Origin of the sequence: Paracoccus marcusii (assembly GCF_006151785.1) — a bacterium.
Taxonomy (GTDB): Bacteria; Pseudomonadota; Alphaproteobacteria; order Rhodobacterales; family Rhodobacteraceae; genus Paracoccus; species Paracoccus marcusii.
The window spans coordinates 1-19,050 of sequence record NZ_VDDD01000066.1 but is presented as its reverse complement, the minus strand read 5'-3'; the positions used below and the strand labels follow the sequence as shown (position 1 = coordinate 19,050).

Annotated in this window: 21 protein-coding genes and 1 riboswitch; of the genes, 13 read left to right on the top strand and 8 right to left on the bottom strand. The window is 69.1% G+C overall.

Going from position 1 to position 19,050, the window contains the following annotated elements; translation table 11 throughout:
- The 4 genes from FHD68_RS11300 to FHD68_RS11285 form a co-directional block, all read left to right on the top strand.
- A partial coding sequence (locus FHD68_RS11300) for a DNA polymerase III subunit delta' (protein ID WP_139085721.1) occupies positions 1-953 on the top strand: 953 nt, incomplete at its 5' end.
- A gap of 3 nt (positions 954-956) precedes the next feature.
- Positions 957-1,751: a TatD family hydrolase gene (locus tag FHD68_RS11295; RefSeq protein WP_127898682.1), complete on the top strand. Its 795-nt coding sequence runs from the start codon at positions 957-959 to the stop codon at positions 1,749-1,751.
- Positions 1,748-2,554, top strand: a complete 807-nt coding sequence (locus FHD68_RS11290) for an MBL fold metallo-hydrolase (RefSeq protein ID WP_127898683.1) — start codon at positions 1,748-1,750, stop codon at positions 2,552-2,554. Before FHD68_RS11295 ends, FHD68_RS11290 begins: the two co-directional genes overlap by 4 nt.
- Complete coding sequence (locus FHD68_RS11285; protein WP_127898684.1) at positions 2,551-3,495, top strand: AEC family transporter; 945 nt, start codon at positions 2,551-2,553, stop codon at positions 3,493-3,495. Before FHD68_RS11290 ends, FHD68_RS11285 begins: the two co-directional genes overlap by 4 nt.
- A gap of 86 nt (positions 3,496-3,581) precedes the next feature.
- Here the strand turns inward: FHD68_RS11285 and FHD68_RS11280 are convergent, their stop codons facing one another.
- The 8 genes from FHD68_RS11280 to FHD68_RS11245 form a co-directional block, all read right to left on the bottom strand.
- Positions 3,582-4,142, bottom strand: a complete 561-nt coding sequence (locus tag FHD68_RS11280; protein ID WP_127898685.1) for a hemerythrin domain-containing protein — start codon at positions 4,140-4,142, stop codon at positions 3,582-3,584.
- Complete coding sequence (locus FHD68_RS11275) at positions 4,139-5,089, bottom strand: ABC transporter permease (RefSeq protein ID WP_045981301.1); 951 nt, start codon at positions 5,087-5,089, stop codon at positions 4,139-4,141. Before FHD68_RS11275 ends, FHD68_RS11280 begins: the two co-directional genes overlap by 4 nt.
- Positions 5,090-5,093: 4 nt before the next feature.
- A complete protein-coding gene (locus tag FHD68_RS11270) occupies positions 5,094-6,395 on the bottom strand; it encodes an ABC transporter permease (RefSeq protein ID WP_127898686.1) in 1,302 nt (433 codons plus the stop codon).
- A 59-nt stretch (positions 6,396-6,454) separates the two neighbouring features.
- Positions 6,455-7,531 (bottom strand): ABC transporter substrate-binding protein, encoded by a 1,077-nt coding sequence (locus FHD68_RS11265; protein ID WP_127898687.1) that lies wholly within the window; start codon positions 7,529-7,531, stop codon positions 6,455-6,457.
- Positions 7,532-7,636: 105 nt separating this feature from the next.
- The gene (locus FHD68_RS11260; protein WP_045981304.1) at positions 7,637-8,707 is read right to left on the bottom strand and encodes an ABC transporter substrate-binding protein; all 1,071 of its coding nucleotides are present in this window, start codon (positions 8,705-8,707) and stop codon (positions 7,637-7,639) included.
- A 25-nt stretch (positions 8,708-8,732) separates the two neighbouring features.
- Complete coding sequence (locus tag FHD68_RS11255) at positions 8,733-9,836, bottom strand: ABC transporter ATP-binding protein (protein WP_045981305.1); 1,104 nt, start codon at positions 9,834-9,836, stop codon at positions 8,733-8,735.
- Positions 9,837-10,058: 222 nt separating this feature from the next.
- Positions 10,059-11,966, bottom strand: a complete 1,908-nt coding sequence (locus FHD68_RS11250) for a DEAD/DEAH box helicase (protein WP_127898688.1) — start codon at positions 11,964-11,966, stop codon at positions 10,059-10,061.
- Positions 11,967-12,113: 147 nt separating this feature from the next.
- On the bottom strand, positions 12,114-12,590 hold the full coding sequence (locus FHD68_RS11245; protein ID WP_127898689.1) for an acyl-CoA thioesterase: 477 nt from the start codon (positions 12,588-12,590) through the stop codon (positions 12,114-12,116).
- 94 nt (positions 12,591-12,684) lie between these two features.
- Positions 12,685-12,785, top strand: a riboswitch (TPP riboswitch).
- Between the two features lie 58 nt (positions 12,786-12,843).
- Here FHD68_RS11245 and thiD point away from each other — a divergent pair.
- From thiD to FHD68_RS11200, 9 genes are all read left to right on the top strand, one after another.
- Complete coding sequence (thiD, locus tag FHD68_RS11240; protein ID WP_127899383.1) at positions 12,844-13,659, top strand: bifunctional hydroxymethylpyrimidine kinase/phosphomethylpyrimidine kinase; 816 nt, start codon at positions 12,844-12,846, stop codon at positions 13,657-13,659.
- On the top strand, positions 13,652-14,611 hold the full coding sequence (locus FHD68_RS11235) for an FAD-dependent oxidoreductase (RefSeq protein WP_127898690.1): 960 nt from the start codon (positions 13,652-13,654) through the stop codon (positions 14,609-14,611). Before thiD ends, FHD68_RS11235 begins: the two co-directional genes overlap by 8 nt.
- A complete protein-coding gene (gene thiS, locus FHD68_RS11230) occupies positions 14,601-14,798 on the top strand; it encodes a sulfur carrier protein ThiS (protein ID WP_045999002.1) in 198 nt (65 codons plus the stop codon). The genes FHD68_RS11235 and thiS overlap by 11 nt, the downstream gene beginning before the upstream one ends.
- Positions 14,799-14,801: 3 nt before the next feature.
- Positions 14,802-15,563, top strand: coding sequence for a thiazole synthase (locus tag FHD68_RS11225; RefSeq protein WP_127898691.1), 762 nt, complete (start codon positions 14,802-14,804; stop codon positions 15,561-15,563).
- Positions 15,560-16,156, top strand: a complete 597-nt coding sequence (locus tag FHD68_RS11220; protein WP_127898692.1) for a thiamine phosphate synthase — start codon at positions 15,560-15,562, stop codon at positions 16,154-16,156. The genes FHD68_RS11225 and FHD68_RS11220 overlap by 4 nt, the downstream gene beginning before the upstream one ends.
- Positions 16,153-17,124, top strand: a complete 972-nt coding sequence (locus FHD68_RS11215) for a HesA/MoeB/ThiF family protein (RefSeq protein ID WP_139085719.1) — start codon at positions 16,153-16,155, stop codon at positions 17,122-17,124. The genes FHD68_RS11220 and FHD68_RS11215 overlap by 4 nt, the downstream gene beginning before the upstream one ends.
- The gene (locus tag FHD68_RS11210; protein WP_127898694.1) at positions 17,121-18,053 is read left to right on the top strand and encodes an ABC transporter substrate-binding protein; all 933 of its coding nucleotides are present in this window, start codon (positions 17,121-17,123) and stop codon (positions 18,051-18,053) included. Before FHD68_RS11215 ends, FHD68_RS11210 begins: the two co-directional genes overlap by 4 nt.
- Entirely contained in the window at positions 18,050-18,727 is a 678-nt protein-coding gene (locus FHD68_RS11205) for a TenA family protein (RefSeq protein WP_127898695.1), read from the top strand. Before FHD68_RS11210 ends, FHD68_RS11205 begins: the two co-directional genes overlap by 4 nt.
- Positions 18,724-19,050, top strand: a 327-nt coding sequence (locus FHD68_RS11200) for an ATP-binding cassette domain-containing protein (RefSeq protein ID WP_139085717.1), incomplete at its 3' end; no start/stop codon positions are given. The genes FHD68_RS11205 and FHD68_RS11200, both read left to right, overlap by 4 nt.

Here is a 19,050-nt window from a genome sequence, read left to right as displayed (position 1 = left end):
GGCCGCGCGGGGTCGGAAAGGCGACGCTGGCCTGGGCCATCGCGCGCTGGCTGCTGGCCGAGACCGGGCGGGCCGATCTGGCCGTCGACCCCGACACGCCCGAGGCCCGCCGCATCGCCGCCCTGTCCGAGCCCCGCCTGGCCCTGATCCGCCGCCCCTGGGACGACAAGACCAGCCGCCTGCGCGCCGAGATCACCGTGGACGAGATCCGCAAGCTGCTGTCCTTCTTCCACCTCTCGGCTGCCGAAGGCGGTCGCCGCGTGGCGATCATCGATGCCGCCGACGAGATGAACATCCCCGCCGCCAACGCCCTTCTGAAGGTGCTGGAGGAGCCGCCGTCGGATGCGCTGATCCTGCTGATTGCGCATCAGCCCGCACGCCTGCTGCCCACGATCCGGTCACGCTGCCGCACGCTGCGCCTGTCGCCGCTGCCACCGCGACAGATGTCGGCGATCCTGTCCGACATGGGCCTGAACGAGGATGCCGAGGCGCTGTCGGCCCTGTCCGACGGATCGGTCGGAGAGGCGCTGCGGCTGGCCGGCCAGGGGGGTCTTGACCGCTATCAGGACCTGGTCGACCTGTTCGCCACCCTGCCCCGGCTGGACCGGCTGGCGGCATCCAAATTCGCTGATGGCGCGGCGGGGCGCGCGGGCGCCGATGGCGACCCGTTCGATCTGACCATCACCGTGCTGGACCGCTTCGTTACCCGGCTGGCGCGGGCGGGGCTGGTGGGCGCGCCGCTGCCCCAGGCCGCGCGCGGCGAAGGGGCTTTGATGGCGCGGCTGTCACCCGACGACCACGCCGCCCGCATCTGGGCCGAGGCGCAGGCCCGCCTGTCGGCGCGTGCCCGCACGGGACGGGCGGTCAACCTTGACCCTGCCGCGCTGGTCATGGATATGGTGCTGGAACTGGCGCAGCTGCCGCCCGCGCAAGCGTCCCTGACCAAGGCCTGACCGATGACCGATGCGGCCCTCCGGCTGACCGACAGCCATTGCCACCTGGATTTTCCCGATTTCGACGGCGAACACGCAGCCCTGATCGATCGTGCCCGTGCCGCGGGCGTCGGGCGGATGGTCACCATCTGCACCCGCCTGCGCCAGGAACCCGCCGTGCGCGCCCTGACCGAGGCCCATGACGGCGTCTTCTACGCCGCCGGCACCCACCCGATGAGCGTCGCGGACGAACCGATGGCCACCGTCGATCAACTGGTAGCCTTGGCCGATCACCCGAAATTCGTGGCCATCGGCGAGACCGGGCTGGATTACCACTACACCGCCGAAAGCGCGCAGGCGCAACAGGACAGCCTGCGTATTCATATCGAAGCCGCGCGGCGGACGCGCCTGCCCTTGATCATTCACGCCCGCGACGCCGATGACGACATGGCTCGCATCCTGGCGGAGGAACACCGCGCCGGCGAATATGCCTGCGTCATGCACTGCTTCAGCTCGACCCCCGCGCTGGCGCAGGCGGCGCTGGACCTGGGGTTCTATCTGTCGATGTCGGGCATCGCGGCCTTTCCGCGGTCGTCCGATCTGCGCGACATCTTCAAGGCCGCGCCGCTGGACCGCATCCTGGTCGAGACCGACAGCCCCTATCTGGCCCCGCCCCCGCACCGCGGGCGCCGGAACGAACCCGCCTATGTCGCCCATACCGCCGCGGTGGGTGCAGACCTGTTCGGCCTGTCCCTGCCCGATTTCGCCGCGCGGACCGAGGCCAATTTCGAACGCCTGTTCTGGAAGGCCGCCCGATGAGCGACACGATCCGCGCCACGATCCTGGGCTGCGGATCGTCCGGCGGGGTGCCGCGCCTTGGCAACCGATGGGGCGCCTGCGACCCGGAAAACCCGCGAAACCGCCGCCGCCGCTGTTCGCTGCTGGTCGAACGCGACGGGCCGGACGGCACCACCCAGGTGCTGATCGACACCGGCCCCGACCTGGTCCCGCAGATGCTGGACGCGGGCGTGGCGAGGCTGGACGCCGTGGTCTATACCCATGCCCATGCCGATCATGTCCACGGCATCGACGACCTGCGCCAACTGGTCTTCAACGCGCGCCGCATCCTGCCGGTCTGGGCCGATCAGCCCACGGCCGAAGCGCTGACGACCCGCTTCGGCTATGTATTCGAGACGCCCGAGGGCAGCCTCTATCCGCCGATCTGCGCGCTGCATGCGATCGACGGCCCGATCACCATCGACGGCCCCGGCGGCCCAGTGACGCTGACCCCGTTCCGCGTCCAGCACGGAGAGATCACCGCCCTGGGCTTCCGCATCGGCGGTCTGGTCTATCTGCCCGACGTCTCGGACATTCCCGACGCCGTCTGGCCGCTAATTACGGACGCGCCAGTCTTCGTCATCGACGCCCTGCGCCATGAACCCCATCCCAGCCATGCCCACCTGGCCCTGTCGCTGGACTGGATCGCCCGCGCGCGCAGCCCCCGCGCAGTGCTGACGAACATGCATATCGACATGGACTATGCCGCGGTCGCAGCCCAGACCCCGGACCATGTCGAGCCCGCCTTCGACGGCATGCAGATCACCGTGCCCGCCGCGACATGACGGCGCTGTTCACGATCATCCTGCCCGTCTTCCTGATCGTGGGCTTTGGCTATCTGGTGGCGTGGCGGGGCTGGTTTTCGGCCAGCGGTGTCGACGGGCTGATGAATTTCGCGCAGAACTTCGCCGTGCCCACGCTGCTCTTCGTGTCGATGGCGCGCCTGGACCTGGGCACCGAGTTTCGCGCCCAGCTGCTGATCCCCTTCTATGCCGGCGCCTTCGCGGCCTTTGCGGCGGGTTGGGGGGGCGCCCGGTTCCTGTTCGGCAGGCCGCCCGCGGACTGCGTGGCGATCGGGTTCGTGTGCCTTTTCTCGAACACGCTGCTCTTGGGCGTACCGATCACGGAACGCGCCTACGGCCCGGATGCGCTGGCCGGGAACTGGGCGATCATCGCGATCCATTCGCCGATGCTCTACACCTTCGGGATCACGGTGATGGAGTTCACCCGCGCCCGCGGCAGCGGCCTGTCGGTCGGGCGCGTGGCCCTGCGTGCGCTGACGGGGGTGCTGCGCACCTCGCTGGTCATAGGCATCATCGCGGGCCTTTCGGTGAACCTGCTGTCGCAGGCGGGGCTGGCCCTGCCGCAGGGGTTCTGGGACGCCGCCGACATGATCGCGCGCGCCGCCTTGCCCGCTGCGCTGTTCGGCCTGGGTGGCGTCCTCTATCGCTATCGCCCCGAAGGCGACATGGCGACCATCGCCTTGTGCTGCGCCGCATCGCTGATCCTGCATCCGGCGATCACCTTCGGCACGGCCTGGGCGCTGGATCTCGACCGAGACGGCATGCGCTCGGCCGTGCTGACGGCGTCGATGGCCCCGGGCGTGAACGCCTATCTGTTCGCCAATGTCTACGGCGTGGCCAAGCGTGTCGCAGCCTCCAGCGTGCTGATCGCCACGGCGCTGTCCACGCTGACGATCTGGATGTGGCTGGCGTTGCTGCCCTGAGGTGTCGCGGGGGTCCGGGGGGCCGCAGGCCCTCCGGCGGGGGGTGCGGGGGGCCGGCCCCCCGCCGTCGCGGGACGCAACCTGCCTCAGATCGGTACGCGAAGCGCCCCCAAAGGCTCCTCCAGCGCCCGCTCCTCGTACCCAAAATGCGACCGGATCGCCCGGTCCAGCGCCGCGAACCGCTCCGCACACAGATCGAGCGCCGCTGCCCCCCGATCCGCGACAAGTGCCTGTGCCGCCTCGTGCAACGCGCCGATCAGCCTGTGGATCACCTCATGCTCGGCCTTCAGCCGCCGGATCACCGGCGCCAGTGCCGACCCGCCGCGCTCCGCAAGGACCGGAAACATCCACTGCTCCTCGATGTCGTGGTGGTTCTGCAAAAGCGCGCAGTCGCGGCCGCAGGCAGTGCCGAACTGCGCCATGTTGCGCGCCAACGCCGTCCCGGCCACCGCCGGTGCGACCAGGGCCGGATCGGCCTGCGCGGCCCGGACCTGAACCAGCAGCCGCTGCACGCCGTCCAGTTCGGCCCGGTACATGTCGTGGATGGCGGCCAGGCGCCGGCCATGTGCGCGCTCGGCCCGCGTGATGGCGGGATAGGACGGGGGCGCAGGACGCGCGCCCTCGTCCTCCAGCTCTTCGGGCGTCATCGGGGCGTGACGCCCCGGATACGCTCGGACCGCCGGCGCAGCAGTTCCACCGTGGTCAGCAGCGCGATCGAGAAGATCACCAGCAGCGTCGCCACCGCCAGGATGGCCGGGCTGATCTGTTCGCGAATGCCGTTCCACATCTGGCGCGGAATGGTCTGCTGATCGGGACCGGCAATGAACAGCACCGCGACGACCTCGTCGAACGACGTGACGAAGGCGAACAACGCACCCGACACCACGCCTGGCAGGATCAGCGGCATCGTCACCTTGAAGAAGGTCGTGCGCGGATTGGCCCCCAGGCTGGCCGCCGCGCGGTTCAGCGACTGATCGAACCCCACCAGTGTCGCGGTGACGGTGATGATCACGAAGGGAATACCCAGGGTCGCATGGGCCAGGATCACCCCCAGATAGGTTCCCGCCAGCCGCCCGCATTCCGGCGACAGCCCGACCAGCGCCAGCAGTTCGCAGGGGTTCGAGTAGAAGAAGAACATCCCCGTCGCCGTGATGATCAGCGGCACGATCATCGGAGAGATCAGGATCGCCATGATCGCCCGGCGGAACGGCATCTCGGGCCGTGACAGGCCCAGGGCCGCCAGCGTCCCCAGAACCGTCGCCACGATGGTCGAACACACGCCGATGATGATCGAGTTCTTGGCCGCCTGCACCCATTTCGCATTCGCCCAGGCATCCGACCAGAAGGCCCAGCCCGTCGAATCCGGGTTCTGCATCCCGAAGGTCAGCAGGCTGGAATACCACCGCATGCTGTAGCCGTCGGGGTCGAGCGACAGCATCCGGTCGGTGAAAGTGAAATAGGGCTCGGCGTTGAACGACAGCGGGATGATCACGATGATCGGCGCGATCAGGAACACGAAGATCAGCGCGCAGACCGTCAGGTAGGTATAGTGCCAGACACGCTCCAGCGGGCTTGCATAGGTCGGAACAGCCATTCGCTTACCCCAGTTTCAGGTTGTCGACGCCGACAAGGCGGTCGTAGAGCCAATAGAGGATCAGCACCGACCCCAGCAGCAGGGCCGCCAGCGCCGCCGCCATCGACCAGTTCAGCGTGCCGGTCATGTGCTGTGCGATCATGTTCGAGATCAGCTGCCCCGACGATCCGCCGACCAGCGCGGGCGTGATGTAGTATCCGACCGCCAGGATGAAGACCAGCATCGCCCCCGCCCCCAGGCCCGGCAGGGTCTGCGGGAAATAGACCCGGCGGAACGCGGTCCAGCTTGTCGCGCCCAGGCTGCGCGCCGCACGGACATAGGCGGGGTTGATGGTCCGCATCACCGAATACAGCGGCAGGATCATGAAGGGCAGCAGGATATGCGTCATCGCGATAATCGTTCCGGTCTGGTTATAGATCATCTGCAACCGCTGCCCGCCGCCGATCACGCCCAGCCAGACCAGGATGTCGTTCACCACGCCCTGCTGCTGCAGCAGCACCATCCAGGATGTCGTGCGCACCAGAAGCGACGTCCAGAACGGCAGCAGCACCAGGATCATCAGCAGGTTCGACTTGCGCATGGGCAGCGTTGCCAGCAGATGCGCGATGGGAAAGCCCAGGATGAAGGTCAGGCCGGTGATCACCGCCGACAGCCAGAAGGTGCGCCAGAACAGGGTCAGATAGATCCGCTGCTGTTCCGCGACCTGCTGGATGTTGCCGGCCTCGTCCCGGGTGCGGTCGACCGCTGCCAGATAGAAGTTCGCCGTGACCGGCGTCGATGCCGATCGCATGACGGACCACAGGCGCGGGTCGCCCCAGTCCTCGTTGATCTCCAGCAGGGCCTGTTGATAGGGCGGCTCCAGCCCGCGACGGACCTGGCGCCCGGTCGCGGTGAACAGCGACCGCGTCCCCGGCATGTCATAATTGATCCGCGTGCCCACCACCCCGATGCTGCGCGCATCGGCGCTGGCGATCAGGTCCTGGGCCAATGCGGTCCAGGCCGCGTCGTCGGGCGCGGTGCCGGGCTCCATCGATGCGAACCAGGCCGAGACCTGCGGCATGTTCGCGGAAAAGCCGTCATTGTGGAACGACCGCGCCAGCATCTGCCCGATCGGCACCACAAAGGTAATCAGGATGAAGGCCAACAGCGGCAGAACCAGCAGAAAGGCCCGCCGTCGCGCCCGGCGCTGGCTGTGCGCCAGGGCGCGGGCCAGCGGCATTCCGTCGGCGGTCGTCAGCGTGCCAGACCCCACACCGGATGCGGTGGTGGCGATGGCGGCATGTGGATCAAGTGCGGCGTCGGCCATGTCGTCCCCCGGGCAGTCAGGTCCGCCGCCCCCGGATGCGGGGGCGGCAGGGTGTCAGTTCAGGACGCGGCCAGCCAGCTGTTGAAGCGTTCGGTCAGTTCCGCGGAATGGTCGGCCCAGAATTCCGGATCGTCCGTCACCGCATTGGCCAGCGCCTCGGGACTGGTCGGCATGTGCGGCGCCATCTCGGTCACGCCGTCCTGGTACAGCCCGACCAGTTCGTTCGACGATTTCCGCGCCGGGCCATAGGCGATGTATTTCGCCTGATCGGCCAGACGCTGCGTGTCGGTCGCGAATTTCAGGTATTCCATCGCCGCGTCCGGGTTGGGCGCATCGACCGGGATCACGAACATGTCCATGTCCAGGTACTGGCCGTCCCAGATGATCTCGAAGGGCTGCTTTTCGGCCACCATCGCGTCAAAGGCGCGACCGTTATAGACGGTGGTCATGCTGACCTCTCCGTCAGCCAGCAACTGCACGGGCTGGGCGCCGGCCTCCCACCAGACGGTGTCGGCCTTGATCGTGTCCAGCTTAGCAAAGGCGCGGTCCACGCCCTCGGGGGTGGACAGCACGTCATAGACCTCGGCCGCGGGCACGCCGTCGGCGATCAGTGCCAGATACAGGGTGCGCTTGGGGTTCTTGGGCAGGCCGCGCTTGCCCGGGAAGGTCTCGGTGTCGAAGAAATCGGCCGCCGTGCTGGGGGTCTCTCCCTCGAACTTGGTCGTGTTGAACGAAATGACCGTGCCCCAGACGATGTTGGCGACCGCGCAATCCTGCAGCGCGCCGGGCACGAAATCATCTGCCGCAGCGGTGCCGTTGGGCGCACTGGGCAGGTCGGCGGGGTCGATCTCGACCAGCGCACCCTCGTCGCACAGGCGGATCGCGTCGCTGACCTCGACGTCGAAGACGTCGCCCGTGACGTTGCCGGCCTCGACCTGCGCGCGCAGCGGCGTCGCGGGGTTGTCGGCGGCGATCATGTTGACGGTGATGCCGGTCTCAGCGGTGAAGGGCTTGTTATAGGCCTCGACCTGGCTGACCTCGTAGGCGCCGCCCCAGGACACGACGTTGACCTCTTGCGCCATCGCGCCGAAGGCCACGCCGCACAGGGCGGTCGAAAGGATCAGGGTGGATTTCACGTTGGTTCTCCCGGTTGGTTGGTCTCGGGCATTTTTGCCCGTTGTCATTGGCCCCGTTGGCGGGGCGCAGACCGGGCGGGACGAACCCTCCCGGTCCGAACTGGATCAGCTGGCCAGCCAGCTGTTGAAACGCTCGATCAGCTCGGCGTCGCGGTCGACCCAGAAATCCAGGTCCGATGCCAGCGCCCCGGCCATGTTCGCATCGAAGGTGGGCAGGTTCGGACCCATCGGCTCCTCGGTGCCCTCGATGTTGCCGACCATCGCGGCGGCGGACCGGCGCGGCGGACCATAGCTGATGAATTCGGCGGCGCGGGCCTGGGGCGCGGGCGCGGTGGTCCAGGCCACGAATTCCATCGCCTGCTCCAGGTTCGGCGCGCCCTTCGGCACGACCCAGCCCTCCATCTCATAGATCTGGGCGTCCCAGATGATCTCGAAGGGCTGGCCGTCGGCCTGCGCCGCGTTGAAGATGCGGCCGTTGAAGGCATAGGCCATGCTGACCTCGCCATCGGCAAGCAGCTGCGGGGGCTGGGCGCCTGCCTCCCACCAGATCACCTCGGACTTGATCGTGTCCAGCTTGGCAAAAGCGCGGTCCACGCCCTCCGGGGTGGACAGCACGTCATAGACCTCGGCGGCGGGCACGCCATCGGCCATCAGCGCCAGCTCAAGGTTGAACTTGGCGCCCTTGCGCATGGTCCGCTTGCCCGGAAACGCTTCCAGATCGAAGAAATCGGCGGGGGTCGCGGGCTTGGCCTCCGGGAACGCGGTCTCGTTGAACGCCAGGACCATCGAATAGACGTCGGTCGCCACGAAGCATTCGGTCACCGCGCCGTCGATGAAATCGTCGGCCGCGGCCGTCCCGTCCTCGGCCGGCAGCAGGATGGCGGGGTCGATCATCTCCAGCGCGCCCTCGTCGCACAGGCGCACCGCATCGGCATATTCGACCGATGCGACATCGACGCTGACATTGCCTGCCTCGACCTGCGCCTTGATCGGGGTCGCGGGGTTGTCGGCGTCCGACATGACGACATTGATGCCCGTTTCCGCCGTGAACGGCTTGGCATATGCCTCAAGGTGGCTGTTGCCATAGGCGCCGCCCCAGGACAGCAGGTTCACATCGGCCAGGGCCGGCCCGGCGACCAGGCCCATCGCGGTGCTGAGTGCAAGAAAACGCTTCATCGAAGTCTCCGGTTGGGAAAAGGGATCAGATCGGGTCCAGCGCGCGGGCATCCTGGGGATGCCAGCCGATGCGGATGACCTGGCCGGGGTCCAGACGGGTCTGGCCGATCGTGTTGCGCATCTTCATGACGAAATTGTCGCTGCCGGCGACCTTCAGCCGGGCGCGCAGGATGTCGCCCATATAGATGACCTCCATCACCTGCGCCTCGATCGTGTGGGCGCCCTGGGACATCATCTCGGGCTTGAACTCGACCCGTTCGGGGCGGATCGACACGGTCGTGCGCTGACCCCTCTCGCGGATGTTCACGGCGGTGGCGTCGATCACCCCGCCCCCGTCCAGCCGCACCAGCGCCTTGTCTCCGTCCAGCTGCTCGATCGTGCCGGCCAGGGCGTTGTTCTCTCCGATGAAGCTTGCGACGAAGCTGTTCTCGGGGCGCTCGTAAAGGTCGGACGGCGGGGCCAGCTGCTGGATGCGCCCGTCGTTGAAGACCGCGATGCGGTCCGACATGGTCAGGGCCTCGCCCTGGTCATGGGTCACATAGACGACGGTGATTCCAAGTTTCTCGTGCAGGTGCTTGATCTCGAACTGCATATGCTCGCGAAGCTGCTTGTCCAAGGCGCCAAGCGGCTCGTCCATCAGCACCAGTTCGGGGTCGAACACCAGGGCGCGGGCCAGGGCGATCCGCTGTTGCTGTCCGCCGGACAGCTGCGCCGGACGCCGGTTCGCGAACTTGCCCATCTGCACCATGTCCAGCGCGCGGGCGATGCGTGTCTGGCGTTCGTCCTTGCCCATCCCGCGGACCTCCAGCGGAAAGGACAGGTTCTCTCCGACGGTCATGTGCGGGAACAAGGCATAGTTCTGGAACACCATGCCGATCCCGCGCTTGTGCGGCGGCACCTGGTTGATCGGACGCCCGCCAAGACGGATCTCTCCGTTCGTCGCGGTCTCGAAGCCCGCCAGCATCATCAGGCAGGTCGTCTTGCCGGAACCGGACGGCCCCAGCATCGTTAGAAATTCACCCCGTCCGATCGACAGATTCAAGTCTTTGACGACAAGTGTCTGTCCATCATAGCTTTTTTGCACATGCTCGAAGGCGACGAATGCGTCGCCGTGGCGGTCGTCCAGCAAAAGCGCTCTCCCTGTTATGTCGTTGGTTATTCAGCGCAAGGATCAGGTTAAGCGTCGCCCTGCCCGACTGGCAATATCAATTGCGACATTCCATGCCCCGAACGCGTCGCGCCCGAAACCCCGCAAGGGAGCTTCGGGCGCGAGGGCCATGTGGAGTGCAGAGCGTGCAGGGCCCACTGCCTGTTTGTCAGGCAGTTGCTGGGCCCCGCGGGCAGTTGTCGGTCAGGCGGGCCGCTTGGGTCCCTTGCGATGCGCCTTGGGGGCGCCCGCCTTGTCGCCGGCGGGCCTGGACTTGGCCCAGGCCGGCTTGGGGCCCTTGCCAGCGTCGGCCGACGACTTCTTCTTCCACGACTTCACGGCCGCATGCGGTCCGGTCTCGCGCGGTTCGGCGGGGGCATCATCGGGCAGCCAGCCGCCGCGGGCGGACTTGACGCGGGCGTGGTGACCCTCGTCCGACGCGGTGTGCTTGGCACGCGGCGCGGGCTTGCGACCCTCGGAACGGTTGTCGGTGCGCGGGGCGCGGGGCGCCCGCTCGATCGGCGCGTCCAGGTCGGGGGCGCCGTCCATGCGGCGCATGGTGACCTCCGGGGTGATCTCGATGAAATCGCCGAACTTGGCGGCGACTTCCGACGCGATCTGGATATAGGACAGGTCCTGCTTGACGCGGATCGCACCGATGCTGTCGCGGGTGATCCCGCCCGCATCGCAGACCTTGGGCAGCAGCCAGCGCGCCTCGGCCCGACCGGAATGACCGACCGACAGCGTGAACCAGACCGAGGGGCCAAATTCGCGCTGCGCACGGGGGGCCATCGGTGCGGGGGGCGCATGCGCCTCGGACAGTTCCTCGGCGGCGGGGCGGCCTTCGCGCCACAGGCGCAGGAAGGCGGCGGCGACCTGTTCGGCGCTGAACTGCTCCAGCAGCTGCGCGGCCAGGGCGGCGTCGTCGCCCACGGGTTCATGCAGGCCGGGATGGTCCAGCATGCGCTGATCATCGCGCGCCCGCACCTCGTCCGCGGTCGGCGCGTCAAGCCATTCGGCCGAGACCTTGGCGTTCTGCAGCAGACGCTGTGCCCGACGATAATCGGCCGACGGCACGATCAGCGCGGACACGCCCTTGGAGCCCGCGCGCCCGGTGCGGCCCGACCGGTGCAGCATCGTGTCGGGGTTGGTCGGCAGGTCCGCGTGGATCACCAGCTCCAGCCCCGGCAGGTCGATGCCACGCGCGGCCACGTCGGTGGCGATGCAGACGCGGGCGCGCCCGTCACGCAGCGCCTGCAGGGCGTGGGTCCGCTCCTGCTGGGACAGCTCGCCCGACAGGGCCACGCATTTGAAGCCCCGGTTCGACATGCGCGCCAGCAGGTGGTTCACGTTGGCCCGCGTCTTGCAGAAGACGATGGCGGTCTGCGCCTCGTGGATGCGCAGCAGGTTGAAGATCGCGGGCTCGCGGTCGCGCGCGGTCACGGTATAGGCGCGATAGGCGATGTCGCCATGCTGGCGCGCCTCGCCCATGGCGGCGATGCGCAGGGCGTCGCGCTGGAAATCACGGGCCAGCTTCTCGATCGCCGACGGCACCGTGGCCGAGAACATCAGCGTGCGGCGCTCGACCGGGGCGGCGCCCAGGATGAACTCCAGGTCCTCGCGGAAGCCCAGGTCCAGCATCTCGTCGGCCTCGTCCAGCACGGCCGCGCGCAGGTCCGACAGGTCCAGGCTGCCGCGGTCGATATGGTCGCGCAGGCGGCCGGGCGTGCCGACCACGATCTGCGCGCCGCGCTGCAGGGCGCGTTTTTCGTTGCGATAGTCCATACCGCCGACGCAGGTCGCGATCTGCGCGCCGGTCCCGGCATAAAGCCATTCCAGCTCGCGTGCGACCTGCAGCGCCAGTTCGCGCGTGGGCGCGATGGCCAGGGCCAGCGGCAGCTCGCCCGCGATGATGCGGTCGCCGTCCAGAAGGTCCGCGCCCATCGCCAGGCCAAAGGCCACGGTCTTGCCCGACCCGGTCTGGGCCGAGACCAGCACGTCGCGGCCCGCGGCCTCGGGCGCCAGCACCGCCGACTGCACGGCAGTCAACGTCTCATAGCCCTTGTCGGCCAACGCCGCCTGAAGCGGCGCGGGGAAATTCAGTTCAGTCATGTGATTCGCCAAAATGCGGGGGCCGTGAGCGACCCGATGAGCGGCACCTATCGTCGCTGCGACCGGCCCACCCTGCACCCGCCGCCCCGGACTAGCAGGGCCAAAGGCGGTTCCCTACGCGGTTTGGATCGCAAAGTCCACGCCCAATCAGGGGGTGTTCGACGCGGCCTCCTGGCGGGCCGCGATCTCTCGCCGCATGGCCCGCCTGACCTCGGCCGACCGCCAGCGCTGGCGGTCGATGTCGTCCTCAAGCTCGGGCTTGGGGACCGGCACAGGATGGCCGCGTTCGTCGACCGCGACCATGGTGAAATAGCAGGAATTGGTATGCCTGCGGGTGCCACGGCGGATGTTCTCGGCCTCGACCCGGATGCCGACCTCCATCGATGTGCGGCCGGTATGGTTCACCCGCGCGCGAAAGGTCACCAGCTCTCCCACGTGGATGGCCTCCTTGAAGGTCACCTGGTCGACGGACAGGGTCACCGCATATTCTCCAGACCAGCGCGACGCGCAGGCATAGGCTACCCGATCTAGGCAGGCCAAAAGCGCGCCGCCATGAACCTTGCCGCTGAAATTCGCCATGTCCGGCGACATCAGCACCGTCATCTCCAGCCCGCGCCTGTCCATCTGTCCCCCATCCGCTGCCCCGCCATCCTGCGACAATCGCGCGGGCGCGAAAAGCCCCCCTTGCGCCCCGCGCCCGCCGCGCCTAGCCTTGGGGGGCAAACCGTTGGGGTGTCCCGTCAGGGGCTGAGAGGCGACAGCCAACCCATCGAACCTGATCCGGGTCATACCGGCGGAGGGAACGGTGTAGATATCCGCGCGGCCATCGGCCCGCTCTGTGTCCCCACCCCTTTGCCCGGTCACGACCCGCCACAATATGGGGGACGACGTGACAGCACCCATTGCCCTGACCATCGCCGGGTCCGATTCGGGCGGCGGCGCCGGCATTCAGGCGGATCTGAAGACCTTTTCGGCCCTTGGCTGCTATGGCGCCAGCGTGGTGACCGCGCTGACGGCGCAGAACACCCGCACCGTGGCTTTGGTCGAACCCGCTAGCCACGCGATGATCGCAGGGCAGATGCGTGCCGTTCTGGACGATCTGGACGTCCGGGCGGTCAAGCTGGGCATGCTGGGCGGGGCTCAGGCCATCGCCACGGTGGCTGGGGGTCTGGACGGCTGCGGCCTGCCCATCGTGCTGGACCCGGTGATGGTGGCGAAATCGGGCGACCGCTTGCTGCCGCCCGATGCCACCGACGCGCTGCGTGCCCTGCTGGCATGCGCGACGCTGCTGACCCCGAACCTGCCCGAGGCCGCCTGCCTGTTGGGTTGTGCCCCGGCCACCACCCCGGCCCAGATGGCCGAACAGGGTGCTGCGCTGCGCGCCATGGGCGCGGGGGCCGTGCTGATGAAGGGTGGGCATGGCGACGGCGCGATCTGCACCGACCTTCTGGTGACCGCGCAGGGGGCGACGCCCTTCAGCGCCCGACGCCTGTCCACCCGCAACACGCATGGCACCGGCTGCACGCTGTCGGCGGCCATCGCCGCAGGCCTGGCACACGGCCTGCCGCTGGAGCAGGCGGTGGGGGTCGCACACCGCTATCTGCAACGCGCGATCGCGGCGGCGGACGATCTGTGCGTGGGGTCGGGGCACGGGCCGGTGCATCATTTCCATGCGGTCTGGTCGCATGGCTGATGTCACCATCATCGGCGCGGGCGTGGCCGGGCTGTTCGCGGCCCATGTGCTGGTGCGGCGCGGCCTGATCCCGCGCATCCTGGACCGCAACGGCGCGCCTGGCCCACACGGCTGCTCATGGTGGGCCGGCGGCATGCTGGCCCCGCAGTGCGAGGGCGTGACCGCCGACCCCGTGATCACCCGCCTTGGCGCAGAGGCCGCCGATGCCTGGTCCGCCATCACGCCCGTCACGCGGCGCGGCACGCTGGTCCTGGCGCTGGACCGCGACCGGGCGGAACTGGCCCGCTTTGCGCGCCGTGCCACGGCGCATCACCCCTGCGACAGCGCCGATCTGGAACCAGACCTGCAGCCCCGGCCCGGCCTGATCTTTCCAACCGAGGCGCATCTGGACCCCCGACGTGCCTTGGCCGACCTGGTCGCGTGGCTGGCCGCGCGCGGCATCGGCATCGAATGCGCGACCGCCGAGCCCGGCGACGTCGCAGGCCCGGTGATCGATGCCCGCGGACTGTCGGCCGCCCTGCCCGACCTCCGCGGCGTGCGCGGCGAGATGGTCGTTCTGCACGCGCCCGACATCGCCCTGACGCGGCCGGTCCGCCTGCTGCATCCGCGTCATCCGCTGTACATCGTGCCGCGCGCGGGCGGCCTGTTCATGCTGGGCGCGACCCAGATCGAAAGCGCATCCCGTGCGCGCCCTACCGCCCGGTCGGTGCTGGAACTGCTGTCGGCGGCCTATGCGCTGGACCCCCGCTTTGCAGAGAGCGCCATCGTCGAGATGGGCGCCGATCTGCGCCCGGCATTTCCGGACAACATCCCGCGCGTGACCGTCCGAGGGCGGGTGCTGCACCTGAACGGGCTGTTCCGTCACGGATACCTGATGGCCCCCGCGCTGGCGCGCCAGGCGGCCGATTACATGATCACCGAAACCAAGGGAGAACTGGTCCATGAGGATTGAGGTCAACGGAACCCCCCGCGACATCGCCGCCACCACCGTGGCCGACGCGCTGTCCGAACTGGGCTGGGGCGAGGCCCGCGTGGCCACGGCGCTGAACGGTGATTTCCTGCCCGCTGCGTCCCGCCCGACGCAGGCGCTGCGCGACGGTGACCGGCTGGAGGTCCTGGCACCCATGCAGGGAGGATAGGCGATGCGTGATTTCTATGGCGTCACCCTGCCCAACGCGCTGATGCTGGGCACCGCCCAATACCCGTCCCCGTCGGTCCTGCAGGAGGCGTTCCGCGCCAGCGGTGCGGGCGTGGCGACCGTGTCGCTGCGCCGCGAGGCCGGCCAGGGCCAGGCCTTCTGGTCGCTGATCCGAGACATGGGCGTGCGCGTGCTGCCCAACACCGCCGGCTGTCACAGCGCGCGAGAGGCCGTGACCACGGCCCGCATGGCGCGCGAAGTCTTTGAGACCGACTGGATCAAGCTGGAGGTGATCGGCCATGCCGACACGCTGCAGCCCGACCCCTTTGGCCTGCTGGAGGCCGCGACGACGCTCTGCGCCGAGGGCTTCGAGGTGTTTCCCTATACGACCGAGGATCAGGTTCTGGCCGCCCGCCTGCTGGATGCGGGGTGCCGGGTGCTGATGCCCTGGGGCGCGCCCATCGGGTCTGGCCTTGGGCTGAACAACCGCCACGGGCTGCGCATGCTGCGCGCGGCCTTTCCCGACGTGCCGATGGTGATCGACGCGGGCCTTGGCCTGCCCAGCCATGCGGCGGAGGCGATGGAGATGGGGTTCGACGCGGTCCTTCTGAACAGCGCGGTGGCGCAGGCGGGCGACCCGGTCGCGATGGCCCGCGCCTTTGCGCTGGCGGTGCAAGCGGGCGCCTTGGCGCGCGACGCCGATCCCATGGGGGTGCGCGACATGGGTGCGCCCTCCACCCCCCTGATCGGGAGGGCCTGGCTGTGACGCAGCCGCGCTTCTATCCGATCTTCGATGATGCCGCGTGGCTGGACCGCGTTCTGCCCCTGGGCGTCCGGCTGGTCCAGTTGCGGCTGAAGGACCGCGACCCCGCCGACGTCCTCGACCAGATTGACCGCGGGCTGCGCCTGACGCGCGCACATGGCGCGACGCTGGTCGTCAACGACCACTGGCAGGCGGCGATCGATCTGGGCGCCGACTGGCTGCACCTGGGGCAGGAGGATCTGGACGACGCCGACCTGCCCGCCATCCGCCGCGCCGGGCTGCGGCTTGGCGTCTCGACCCATGACCGGGCGGAACTGGACCGTGCGCTGGCGCTGGCCCCCGATTATGTGGCCCTTGGGCCCGTCTGGCCCACGATCCTGAAACAGATGCGCTGGCATGAACAGGGCCTGAACCGGGTCACCGAATGGAAGGCGCTGGTGGGCGACATTCCGTTGGTCGCGATCGGCGGGCTGACCCCCGATCGCGGTGCGCAGGCGCTGGCGGCGGGGGCGGACATCGTATCGGCCGTGACCGACATCACGCTGAACCCCGACCCCGAGGCGCGGATCGGCGACTGGCTGGCGGTGACGGCATGAACCGCTATGCCCGCCAGATGGTGCTTCCGGGCATCGGCGCCGCGGGCCAGGATCGGCTGGCGCAGGCCCACGTGCTGGTCGTGGGCGCAGGCGGGCTCGGCTGCCCCGCGCTGCAATACCTGGCCGCCGCGGGAGTGGGTCGGATCACGCTGGTCGATCCCGACCGCGTGGAGGAGACGAACCTGCACCGCCAGCCCCTGTACCGCATGGACCAGGTGGGCCGACCCAAGGCCCAGGCCGCGGCGGCCGCATTGGCGGTGCTTAACCCCGACTGTCAGGTGGTGCCGCGTGTGGAATGGCTGACCCCGGCCAACGCGGGCGATCTGGTGCAGGCAGCCGACGTGACGCTGGATTGCGCCGACAGCTTTGCGGTCAGCCTGACGCTGTCGGATGCCTGCATGGCGGCGGGCAGGCCGATAATTACCGCCTCTGCGCTTGGCCTGTCGGGCTATGCCGCGGGCTGCTGCGGCGGGGCGCCCAGCCTGCGCGCGATCTTTCCCGATCTGCCGGCGCAGGCCGCCAACTGTGCCAGTGCGGGCGTGCTGGGCCCCGTCGTCGGCATGATCGGAGCGCTGCAGGCGCAGATGGCGCTGGCCGTGCTGCTGGGCCTGGACCCTCGGCCCTTGGGGCGGCTGATCAGCTGGGACGCAGGCGGCTGGCGGATGGGCGGGTTCCGCTTCGACACCGCGCCCGAACCCGCCGATCCCCTGCCCTTCATCGCCCACGCCCAGATCGCCCCCGGCGACCTGCTGATCGACCTGCGGACCGAGGCCGCGCCCATCGCCGGCGCCCGCCACCTGCCCCCAGACCGCATTGCGCATCTGGACCCCGGCCCCGCCCCGCGGGTGGTGCTGGCCTGTCGCACCGGCCTGCGCGCGCACAATGCCGGGCGGGTGCTGCAATCACGCTGGCCGGGGCGCATCGCCCTGCTGGCCCTGACCGATGACGACCTGAAAGGACGCCCATGAAGACGCTGACCCTGGCGCTGGCCGTGCTGGCCCTGCCCGCCCATGCCGAAACCCGCCTGACGGTGATGCTGGACTGGTTCGTGAACCCCGACCACGCCCCCATCGTGCTGGCTCAGGAACTGGGCTATTTCGCGGATGCCGGGCTGGCGGTTCAGACCGTGGCCCCGTCCGACCCGAACGATCCGCCGCGCATGGTCGCCGCCGGGCGCGTCGATCTGGCCGTCAGCTATCAGCCGCAGCTGCATCTGTCGCGCCATCAGGGCCTGCCGGTGACCCGCGTTGGCACGCTGGTCGAGACGCCGCTGACCTGCCTGGTTGTGCTGGCCGACAGCGGCATCGCGACCCCCGCCGACCTGTCCGGCCGAAAGGTGGGCTTTGCCGTGGCGGGCGTGCAGGAGGTGATGCTGGACGCCATGCTGACCGATGGCGGGCTGGCCCCCGATGATGTCGAACAGATCAACATCGGCTGGTCCATCGCGCCTGCGCTGATGTCGGGACAGGTGGACGGCGTCATCGGCGCCTTTCGCAACTTCGAGCTGAACCAGCTGCGGCTGGAGGGGTTCGAGGGCCGCTGCCTGAACCCCGAGGATCACGGCATCCCCGCCTATGACGAGCTGATCTATCTGGCCGATCCCGCCCGCATGGACCGCGCCGCCGTCGCGGCCTTCCTGGAGGCCACGGAACGTGCGACGGCCTTCATCAAGAACGACCCCGACGCGGCATGGCGGATCTTCGCGGAGACCGCGGCCGAACTGCGCACCCCCCTGAACGAGGCCGCATGGGCCGACACCTGGCCCCGCTTTGCCGGGCGCCCCGCGGCACTGGACGCGGGCCGCTATCTGCGCTTCGAGGCGTTCCTGGCCGACCAGGGCGCCACGCCGGGCGGGCAGTCGCTGTCCGATCTGGCCATCGACGTGACCGCACCATGAGTGCGCCCGACTATGGCCGCGCCTTCGCGCTGTGGCGGGACGCGGCGGGGCATCACTGGGACGCCTATGTGCACCATGCCTTCGTCCGGCAGCTGGCGGCGGGCAGCCTGCCCCGCGACAGCTTCCTGCACTATCTGCGGCAGGATTACGTGTTCCTGCTGCATTTCGCGCGGTCCTGGGCGCTGGTCTTTGCCAAGTCGGACCGGATGTCGGAGATGGCGCTGGCCTCCTCCATCGCCCACGGCCTGCTGAACGGAGAGATGCCGCTGCATGTCGCGATCTGCGGCCGCGAGGGCATCACCGAGGCGATGCTGCAGGACACCCCGGAATCGCCCGCGAACATGGCCTATACGCGCTTTGTGCAGGCCACCGGCTATGCGGGCGACATGCTGGACCTGCTGGCGGCGCTGGCGCCTTGCGTCTTCGGCTATGGCCAGATCGGGCTGGCGCATGCGGACAGCGGCGGCCCCTATGGCGAATGGACCGCGACCTATGGCGGCGCCGATTATCAGCGCGTCTGCCATGATGTCGGCGCGCTGATCGACGCGGCGCTGGAGGCGCGGTTGGGCCCAGACTGGCCCGCCCTGCCCCGCGCGCAGACGCTGGCGCGCCATTTCACCCAGGCCACCCAGCTGGAGGTCGGGTTCTGGCAGATGGGGCTGGACCGGACATGATCCGCATCACGGGCGATCTGATCCTGGACGGGCGGGTGCTGCTGCCGGATCTGGCGCTGGACTGTCCTCCGGGGCGCTGGACGGCGCTGATGGGGCCGTCGGGAGTGGGCAAGTCGACCTTGGGTCGGATCGTGGCGGGCCTGCCCGTGGCCGCGCGTCTGGCCGGGGCGGCGGATGTCGCGGGCCCGGTCACGCTGATGGGGCAGCAGGATCAGCTGCTGCCCTGGGCCGATGCGCTGGCCAATGCCACCATCGGCGCGCGGCTACGCGGGAAGGCGCCCGACCGCGCCCGCGCCCGCGCCCTGCTGGCCGATCTGGGTCTG